Annotated in this window: 8 protein-coding genes and 1 pseudogene; 8 read left to right on the forward strand and 1 reads right to left on the reverse strand. The window is 68.8% G+C overall.

The features are described 5' to 3' along the window. Positions 1-170: 170 nt before the first annotated feature. The 7 genes from KY469_22005 to KY469_22035 all read left to right on the forward strand — a co-directional run bounded on the left by KY469_22005 (position 171) and on the right by KY469_22035 (position 5,490). Positions 171-821 carry a hypothetical protein gene (locus KY469_22005; GenBank protein MBW3665771.1) on the forward strand — a complete coding sequence of 217 codons (651 nt, stop codon included), beginning with the start codon at positions 171-173 and terminating at the stop codon, positions 819-821. Positions 822-931: 110 nt separating this feature from the next. Further along, positions 932-1,282, forward strand: coding sequence for a BlaI/MecI/CopY family transcriptional regulator (locus KY469_22010; protein MBW3665772.1), 351 nt, complete (start codon positions 932-934; stop codon positions 1,280-1,282). Then, complete coding sequence (locus KY469_22015) at positions 1,282-2,274, forward strand: M56 family metallopeptidase (protein MBW3665773.1); 993 nt, start codon at positions 1,282-1,284, stop codon at positions 2,272-2,274. The genes KY469_22010 and KY469_22015 overlap by 1 nt, the downstream gene beginning before the upstream one ends. Positions 2,275-2,328: 54 nt before the next feature. Further along, positions 2,329-3,009 carry a class I SAM-dependent methyltransferase gene (locus KY469_22020; GenBank protein MBW3665774.1) on the forward strand — a complete coding sequence of 227 codons (681 nt, stop codon included), beginning with the start codon at positions 2,329-2,331 and terminating at the stop codon, positions 3,007-3,009. A 35-nt stretch (positions 3,010-3,044) separates the two neighbouring features. Beyond that, positions 3,045-4,415, forward strand: a complete 1,371-nt coding sequence (locus KY469_22025; protein MBW3665775.1) for a YHS domain-containing protein — start codon at positions 3,045-3,047, stop codon at positions 4,413-4,415. Continuing rightward, the gene (locus KY469_22030; GenBank protein ID MBW3665776.1) at positions 4,412-4,996 is read left to right on the forward strand and encodes a c-type cytochrome; all 585 of its coding nucleotides are present in this window, start codon (positions 4,412-4,414) and stop codon (positions 4,994-4,996) included. Before KY469_22025 ends, KY469_22030 begins: the two co-directional genes overlap by 4 nt. A 62-nt stretch (positions 4,997-5,058) precedes the next feature. Beyond that, entirely contained in the window at positions 5,059-5,490 is a 432-nt protein-coding gene (locus KY469_22035) for a cyclic nucleotide-binding domain-containing protein (GenBank protein MBW3665777.1), read from the forward strand. A gap of 171 nt (positions 5,491-5,661) precedes the next feature. Here KY469_22035 and KY469_22040 read toward each other — a convergent pair. After that, positions 5,662-6,219: pseudogene (locus KY469_22040) on the reverse strand (2'-deoxycytidine 5'-triphosphate deaminase). Between KY469_22040 and KY469_22045 the strand changes: the two are divergent. Further along, positions 6,151-6,456, forward strand: coding sequence for a hypothetical protein (locus KY469_22045; GenBank protein ID MBW3665778.1), 306 nt, complete (start codon positions 6,151-6,153; stop codon positions 6,454-6,456). The pseudogene KY469_22040 and the gene KY469_22045 overlap by 69 nt on opposite strands. Positions 6,457-6,743 lie beyond the last annotated feature (287 nt).

Consider the following 6,743-nt stretch of genomic DNA (forward strand, 5'->3'; position numbering starts at 1 on the left):
TGGTGTCGTGGTGTCCACACCCGAGGCATGCGCGGTGGTCGCGTGCGACGAGGTCACCCTCTCGGTGATCCTGCCCCAGCGCAGATGGAACCGCGATTGCGGCCTCCAGGTCGGGCTGCGCTGGGCCGACGAGGAGCACGACCTCGACCTGTTCGTCTACGGCCCCGACGGTGGGCAACGTCGGAGACGGCCCGTTCGAGCTCCGTTACGACCTCAGCGGATCCGCGACCGATCAGCAACTCCGCCAACGCATCTACCGCAGCGACCGGTCGTGGTCCGAGCGCCGCGCCGGCAGCTACGAGTTCCACCCGACCCACGCGCACTTCCACTACCGGAACTTCGCCGTGTCGCGGCTGTGGGCGTCCGACGAGGAGGGCCGGCGGCTCGGCGACGAGCCCGTAAGGCCCGGACGCAAGAACGGCTTCTGCGTGATCGACATCGAGAACATCTGGTTCGGGCGCTACGGCGACGCCGCCCGCAGCTACTACTTCCCGCAATGCAGCGGGCCCACCGAGACGGGCGAGTCGGGGCCGGTACTGCGACAGGGGATGTCCGTCGGCTGGGGCGACGTCTACAACTGGTTCCTGCCGGGTCAGTACATCGAGGTGAGTGGCGTGCCCGACGGCTACTACCTCCTCGAAACCATCGCCGACGCCGACCAGCTCGTCCTCGAGACGGACGAGGACAACAACAGCGTCTCCGCGCTCATCCGCATCTGCGGCGACGAAGCGGAGTTCGTCGAAGGACCATCACCGAGCTGCGACGACCTCCCCGATGACCCAACACGAACGTCCGGAGGCGCCAAGGCACCAAGGCCCTGAGGCCCGTCCTCCGAGCAACTACCGAGGCATCCCGCCTTCGGACGTGTCACCTACGGTCCGGTGATAGTAGGCTGTGGTGGCTCGCGATCCGACGGCCGACGGAGGGTTCGATGCTCGGTCCCTTGGAGGAACGTGTCATGGCCATCATGTGGGCCGCCGACGGGACCATGACGGTGCGCGACGTGCTGGAGGAGCTCAACGCCGACCGGGATAAGGGTCTGGCGTACACGACGGTGATGACGACGATGGCGCGTCTGGCGGAGAAGGGCCTGCTCGATCGGGAGCGCGACGGTCGGGGCTACCGCTACGAACCTGCGGTCGACGACGCGGCCGAGGTGGCCGTGCGCAACGTCGTCCGCGAGTACGGGGATGCGGCGTTGGCGCACTTCGTCGACGAGGTGTCCGATGACGACGACCTGCGTCAACGGTTGGAGCGTCTGCTGCAGCGCGGGGATGTCTGATGGACGGGGCGAACCGGGCGTTCCTGCTCCTGACGTCGTTGGCGGCGGCGGCGTACGTGGTTCTCGGGTTCTGGGGTTGCGGTGCGCTGGTGACCGTCCTGACGGCGCTGCTCGCTGACGGGTCCGGCGCCATGGTCGGGGCGGGGGCGTGGGAGCTTTGGTCCGGGGTGCTGTTGGCAGCACTGGAGCTGACGGTGTCGCTGGCGGGCATCGTTTCGGTTCAGCGGCAGCTGGTGGCTACCGAGGGGCTCGCGGGATGGGTGCGACGCAACCGGACCGATATCCCGCCACGGGTAGCTGAGGTGGTCGGGGGTCGACGGCTGCGGCACCGCGTCGATGTCGTCGCAACGGACGAGCTCGTTTCGTTCACGTACGGGTTCCTGCGCCCCCGCATCGTCGTGAGTCAGGGCTTGCTGCGTACGTCGAGTCGGGACGAGCTGGCGGCGGTGCTCGAGCACGAGGCGTACCACGTGCGCAACCTCGATCCCCTCAAGATGGCGGTCGCCCGGGCGCTGCCCGCGGCGTTCTTCTTCCTTCCGCTCCTGGGTGACCTGCGGGATCGTTACCTGCTGGGTCGCGAGCTGGCGGCCGACCGCAGGTCCGCGGCTCGCTGCGGGGTCGAACCTCTGGCGGGCGCGCTCGCCAAGGCGGTCGGCACGCCGGGACTGCCTCAGCCGGCGGCAGGCGCGGCATTGGGTGGTGGGCGTGAGCTGCTGCCTGCGCGTGTGGCGCAGCTGGAAACCGGCGTCGAACCTGGACCGCCGCTGCCGTCTCGGCGTCAGGTGGTGCTCACAGCGGCCAGCATCCTGGTGCTGGGCACGGTTCTCGCGATGATCCGGGGGCTGGGCTGGGGCGTCGGGGCTCACCTGCACGCGCCTCCGATGGGGGCGGTGACGACGGCGCCGTCCGCGGTGGCCACCGGATTGTGCCTGGCGTTCTGGGCGTGGGTGGTCTGGCGGGTGGTCCGATGGTCGGTTGCGCGCCCCCGGTAGCAGCTACTACTATTAATAACTAGTACTAGTTGCTGGTAGCGATGAGGGGCGATGATGTCGAGGCTGACTGACCGCGAGACCGAGCGGGTGAGGCGGATCTGGGACCGGCAGGCGGAGCGGTTCGACCGCCAGATGGGCTTCTGGGAGCGGGTCTTGTTCCCGGGCGATCGTAAGTGGGCGTGCCATCAAGCTCGCGGGGACGTCCTCGAGGTAGCGGTCGGCACGGGCCGCAACCTCGAGCACTACCCGGATGACGTTCGCGTCACCGGGGTGGACCTGAGCCCCGAGATGCTGGCGCGGGCACGTCGCCGCGCCGAGGAGGTCCGACCCGACGCCGATCTCCGTGAGGGCGACGCCCAGGCGCTGCCGTTCGCAGATGACAGCTTCGACACGGTCGTGTGCACGTACTCACTGTGCAGCATCCCCGACGACCGACGGGCCGTCGCGGAGATGGCTCGTGTCCTGCGCCCCGGGGGATCGGTGATCCTGGTGGAGCACGTCGCCAGCCCGCGACGTGGGGTCCGGGCCGTGCAGTGGCTCATCCACCAGATCACCCACCGGCTCGCGCTCGAACACATGCTGCGGCGCCCACGCCGCGTCGTCGCCGAGACCGGGCTCGACCCAGTGCACCTCGAGCGACGCAAGGCCGGCATCGTCGACCGCATCGTCGCCCGCAAACAACCGACCCGAGACGCCCCCGACACCGACCCGCAGACCCGACCGGCGACCGGGTAGTGCGCTCGTCGGTCCGCACTGAAGAAGAGAGGTCCATGCCTGCTGGCGTCGACGACGAGCAGCTGTGCCAGCGCGCTGCCGTGCCCCCTGAGGCGCTGGCAGAGTGGGAGTCGCTGGGACTCGTGGAGCGCGATCCAGCCGGGCTGTTCGACGACGAGGCCGTCGAACGGGCACGTCTGCTGTCGTTCCTCGATGCTTGCGGGGTCGACGCGGACGACCTGATGAGATTGTCGGAGGCTGAAGGCGATGTGCTGTCCCGCTGGGCGCACTGGTTCGGCCCGGCGCGGCCGCTCGGTCGGACCTTGACGGAAGCTGCCGACGAGCTGGACGTCGATCTCGACCTCCTTCGGAAGGTGTGGGTCGCGGCAGGTCTGGGCGACCAGACCGAGGTGTTCGAGGACGACATGGACATGCTGCGCACGTTGGTCACGGCGCGTGAGCTCGGGGTCGCCGACGACGTGCTGGTCCAGCTGGTCCGTGTCTGTGCTGATGCGCTGGGCCGGGTCGCCGACACCGAGGTACGTCTGTTCCACTTCCACGTCCACGAGCGACTGCGCGGACAGGGTCTCACCGGCGACGCCCTCGAGGATCAGGCGCAAGCGATCGGTGACGCCCTGGTCGATTCGATCGAACCGATGGTCCTGTACTGGCACCGCAAGGGCTGGCGACGGGCGCTGCGGGACGACATGCTCCTGCACGCCAGGGAGGGGATCGGGGCCGAACCCGACGGCCTCGCCCGGCTACCCGTGGCTGTCCTGTTCGCCGATCTGGCCAGCTTCACGCCGCTGACCGAAGCCATGGGAGACGAGGTCGCCGCCCGCATCCTCGACCGGTTCTCGCACATCGTCAGGCAGGTCGCCTCCGACCACCGTGGGCGTGTCCTCAAGCAGATCGGCGACGAGTTCATGGTCGCGTTCCCGTCCGCGGACGCGGCGGTCCGGTGCGGCTTGGACCTGATGCGCAGCATCGCTGGCGAGTCCGAGTTCCCGGGGATCCGGATGGGCGCGCACGCCGGACCGGCGCTCTACCGGGAGGGCGACTACCTCGGCTCGACGGTGAACATCGCCGCACGAGTCGCCGCGGAAGCCGACCGCGGCCAGTTCCTCACCACCAGCGCTGTACGACACGCCGCCGACGTACCCGAGGCGCGATGGCAGTCCGTTGCGGGCAGGATCCTGCGCGGTCTGAGCGAACCCGTCGACCTGTTCGAGGTCAGCTCTCCCGACGCGCTTGCGGAGCGACCCGTCGATCCCGTCTGCGGGATGCACGTCGACCCGCTGGAAGCCGAAGCCAGCGCACGGTTCTCCGGGGGCGAGTTCCTCTTCTGCTCGACATCGTGCTTCCAGAGCTTCGCTGACCGGCCGGAGCGCTACTCGCCGACCAGCACGACGCAGGACGGCACATGATGGGTCGCATCCTCGCGCTGTCCTGGGCGGTCGTGATCATGCTGGCAGGATCGGTCGCCGGTGCTTCCGAGCCGTCGCCGGACGTGGAGGCCGGCCGCGAGGTCTTCGCGGCGAACTGTGCGATGTGCCACGGCCGGGACGCCGCGGGGATGATGGGCATGCATCCGTGCCTCCGCGGTGCGGTCGATCGTCTGACCCGCGAAGGGGTGGACGTCACGGTGCGCAACGGCCGCGACACCGAACCCCCGATGCCTGCGTTCGAGGGACGCCTGACCGATCGGCAGCTCGGGCAGGTGATCGCCTACATCGAGACCCTGCCGCCCGGCCCGCGCAACTTCGGTGCTCGATCGGATGGAGGGAGCATGATGGACGGGATGATGGGCGGCGGGATGTGGGCGATCCCCGTCCTGGTCGTCGTGGCGATCGTGGCGGTGATCGTCGCGGTGGTCGCATCGCTGCGGTCGGGTCGAGGTCGAGGCAACCGCGAGCCGACGCCGCGAGAGCTCCTCGACCGGCGCTACGCACGGGGTGAACTGACCCGCGACGACTACCTCCAGCGGCGCAACGACCTCGAGGGATGACCGCCAACCGCTACGTGGCCGCGCCGCCAGCCGAATCGCAGAACAGGACGGGGACCGATCCCATGAGTTTCTTCGACCGGGAACGCCCGGACCTCGGCGATATGGCGAGGCTCGGGCTCTTCGAGGGCCTCGCCGACGATGAGCTAGACGAGATCGTCGAGCGCACACATCGGATCAAGATCAAGGCTGGCGATGTGGTGATGCTCGAACGGTTCTCGGGCGAGCAATTCCTCGTGATCCTCGAAGGGCAGGTGGCCATCGTCCGCGGCGGCGATCACGTCGCCAACCTGGGGGCGGGGGACTTCATCGGAGAGATAGGGATGCTCACCGGAGGCGACCGGACCGCGTCGGTGTTCGCGCAGACCGATACCAAGTTCCTGGCGTTCAACGTTGGTCCGTTCGAAGAGCTGATCTTGGGTCATCCGCTGGTCCGTGCCCGGGTCGAGGCAGCAGCGCGAGACCGGGGGTACGGCAAGGGTGACGAGGGATCGTGACCGCGACCATTCGTGACTGGGGCGAGCGCGTTCGCGGTGGCTGCCGACAATCGCCGAGAAGCTACGGGGCACCAACGATGTGCAATCCTGGATGCGCACAGCCATCCAGGATGGCGACTCGATGCCTGCTGCCGCAGATGTTGGACGTCTACGGTCCGGGTCCGGTGGTGTTCAAGCTGGATCACGTGTGACGTCGTTGTCGCGGCGACGGGAAGTCGTACTGCGGTGGCGCCTGCCCGCAGCTCGCGATGCAGGTGTGGTGGTCGAGTGTGTGGGCTGCGCGGAGCAGTGGGTGCCGGCGACGGGGTTGCCGAGGCTGCCGGCGAGGGTGTCGCCGATGTCGTAGACGACGTTGAGCGGGTCGGTGGGGTCCAGGTCGGTGCGCGGGTCGACGGCGTTGGCGGCCGACGCGCCGGGTAGCTGGATGTCGAGGCTGGTGAGGTTGCCGTCGGGGTCGTAGCCGAATCCCGGGTCGAAGAAGCCGGCGTAGTGCACCCGGAACTCGCCGACCACCGCCATGTAGGGGACCATCTCGGCGGCGGTGTCGGGGGGCACGTTGACCGCCTCGCGGCTGACCAAGATGTAGAACGCGCCGGGGTCGAGGATCATGCCGCCCCAGGCGCCGGGGCGCACCGGCTCCCAGAACTCGGCCGGGTCGTAGTGGTCCACGCGCCCGAGGTCGATCAGCGCCGAGTTGCGCCGCGCCCGCCAGCCGACGATGCCGCCCTCGCGCGAGTCGTCGCCTCCACCTCACGAGCGGTCGAGCGATACTGCCGCCGTCGGACGTTCGGCAAGGATGCCGCGCCGACCGTCCGCGTCTTCGACGCCGACAACTATGACAGGGTCCAGGTCGACGACATCGCCACCGCGACCGGGCTCGTCGTGGCCACGGACGACGACGACGACGGCACCTTCGAGCACGAGTACGTCCACTACGGCTGGACGTACCAGCCCGCACCGGTCTAACCGTCACAAGCGCGACACGAAGAACCCGTCGCTCCGCTGCGCCACGCCCCGTGGGCGCAGCGCAGCGAAGTCCCGGGGGATTCCGCATCCTCCAGCGATTTCCGACTCGCGCATTCCGCTAGAACGGAATGTCCGCGTCCTGGAAGCGCTGCTCCTTGTCAACGACGGCATCGATCTTCGTGCGACGGCGCGCGGCGGGCACCGGCTCGGTCGCGTTGTTGCGCTCCCCGCGCTGGGTGGTGCTGCCGCTTGCCGAACCAAGAAACTGGAAATTCTCGACGATCACG

Source organism: Actinomycetota bacterium, from assembly GCA_019347575.1.
Taxonomy (GTDB): domain Bacteria; phylum Actinomycetota; class Nitriliruptoria; order Nitriliruptorales; family Nitriliruptoraceae; genus JAHWKY01.